This window comes from Pseudomonas sp. P7548 (genome assembly GCF_013386585.1).
GTDB lineage: Bacteria > Pseudomonadota > Gammaproteobacteria > Pseudomonadales > Pseudomonadaceae > Aquipseudomonas.
The window spans coordinates 1-1,840 of the sequence record NZ_JACARO010000172.1; the positions used below are offsets into that span (position 1 = coordinate 1).

The following is a 1,840-nucleotide window of genomic DNA, read 5'->3' on the forward strand; positions in this document are numbered from 1 at the left end:
GGGGTGGGCGGGCGACACGAGATCCCAGATCGAGCCCCCAAGCATGAGGGCCAGACCGATATAGAGCAGCCAACCGCTCCGCCAGCCATAAGCCCGCATCAAAAACACCGCAGCCAAGACCAGGACAGGGCCTATCAGGCCGAGTGCAGTTCGCTGCCACTGCCGATGTTTGAGCCAGCCAAGGGAATTGACGAGCAGCGCCAGGGCCGCAAACAAGGGCAGTAGCGTGGTGATGAACAGGCCTTCCCACTGGCTCAAAAAGCCCAGACCGATTGCAGCGCCTAAGCTAGCCAGAGCAGGAAAACACGCGGCGCAGCCTAGGGCTGAAACCAGCACACCGACGGAACTGGCTTTGTCACCGATCCGCGTGAACAGATTGAGAGGATTTCTCATTGGTATTTCCTCCTATTGCTTGATGGTAGATGGATAGCCGGCATCCTCGGTCGCCTTGGTCAGGGCCTCGGAGTTGGTCTTGGCATCGTCGAAGGTCACGATGGCTTCGCGTTTCTCGAAACTCACCTCGGTCTTGGTCACGCCCTCGACCTGGGTCAGCGCTTTCTTGACCGTGATCGGACAGGCGGCGCAGGTCATGCCCGGTACCGACAGGGTGACGGTTTGGATGGCGGCCCACACCGGGGAAACCACGGCAATGAGCGCGAGAGCGGCAAACAGCTTTTTCATGGGAGACTCCTGCCTGATCAGTAAAACAACGGGAGGATGTAGGGGAAACCGAGCGCGACCAGCACGAGTGCCATCACGAGCCAGAAAATGAACTTGTAGGTAGTTCGTACCTGCGGAATTGCGCAGGTCTCACCGGGTTTGCAGGCTTGAGCCGGGCGGAAAATGCGCCGGTAAGCGAAGAACAGCGCCAACAATGCCGCGCCGATGAAAAACGGGCGGTAGGGCTCCAGAACGGTGAGATTACCGATCCAGGCGCCGCTGAAGCCCAGGGCAATTAGCACCAGCGGGCCCAGGCAGCAGGTGGACGCAAGGATCGCCGCCAGACCTCCAGCGAGGAGTGCACCACGGCCCTTTTGTGATTCAGACATGGGTTCAACCTTTCGAATGTTTGATCGATGGGTTAAGGTTATTTCCGTAGTCAGGTACGGAGTCAAGCGGTATGAAAAACACTGCGGAAAGCCTGACCATTGGCGTCTTTGCCAAGGCAGCCGGGGTTAACGTGGAAACCATTCGGTTCTATCAACGCAAAGGGCTGTTGCCCGAACCGGACAAGCCCTACGGCAGCATTCGTCGCTACGGCGAGGCGGATATTGCACGGGTGAAATTCGTGAAGTCCGCACAACGGCTGGGCTTCAGCCTCGATGAAGTGGCCGGACTGTTGCGGCTCGATGACGGTACGCACTGCAATGATGCGCGTGTGCACGCCGAGCAGAAGCTCGAAGACGTGCGGGGGAAACTTGCGGATCTGCGGCGGATCGAGTTGGTCCTGGCGCAGTTGGTTGATGACTGTTGCGCGAGCCACGGGACGGTTAGCTGCCCGCTGATCGATTCGCTGCATGGAATAGATAGCCACGAAAACTTCGCGCCTTAGCCTACGATTTCCCGTTTCATTGCCCCCCTGTTTGTCGGCTTGAACAGGAAAAGAGCGGCGCTCAATGAGCCCCGTTGACTGGCCAAACCTACGGTCTGCTTTTAGCCACGCTCTTACCCTACAGAGCCGAGAGTCCTGATCACTTCGAATGCAAATGATTGGTCAGTTGCAACGCAAATGGGTGGTCAAGTGGGGTGCAATTTCGCAGTTTTTGAGTGTGAGCGCGTCAATCAGCGGTTAAAGGGGATTAAGGTCTGAGATGCAAGGCGGTGTAGTTCGGACGCTTAC

At 57.7% G+C, this 1,840-nt stretch carries 4 protein-coding genes; 1 reads left to right on the forward strand and 3 read right to left on the reverse strand.

Going from position 1 to position 1,840, the window contains the following annotated elements:
• The 3 genes from merC to merT form a co-directional block, all read right to left on the reverse strand.
• Window positions 1–393, reverse strand: a 393-nt coding sequence (merC, locus tag HX803_RS31985; RefSeq protein ID WP_178926057.1) for an organomercurial transporter MerC, incomplete at its 3' end; no start/stop codon positions are given.
• A gap of 12 nt (window positions 394–405) precedes the next feature.
• A complete protein-coding gene (gene merP, locus HX803_RS31990) occupies window positions 406–681 on the reverse strand; it encodes a mercury resistance system periplasmic binding protein MerP (protein WP_003425048.1) in 276 nt (91 codons plus the stop codon).
• Between the two features lie 17 nt (window positions 682–698).
• A complete protein-coding gene (merT, locus tag HX803_RS31995; protein WP_003425049.1) occupies window positions 699–1,049 on the reverse strand; it encodes a mercuric ion transporter MerT in 351 nt (116 codons plus the stop codon).
• Window positions 1,050–1,120: 71 nt separating this feature from the next.
• Between merT and merR the strand changes: the two genes are divergently transcribed.
• Window positions 1,121–1,552 carry an Hg(II)-responsive transcriptional regulator gene (gene merR / locus HX803_RS32000; RefSeq protein ID WP_003425050.1) on the forward strand — a complete coding sequence of 144 codons (432 nt, stop codon included), beginning with the start codon at window positions 1,121–1,123 and terminating at the stop codon, window positions 1,550–1,552.
• Window positions 1,553–1,840 lie beyond the last annotated feature (288 nt).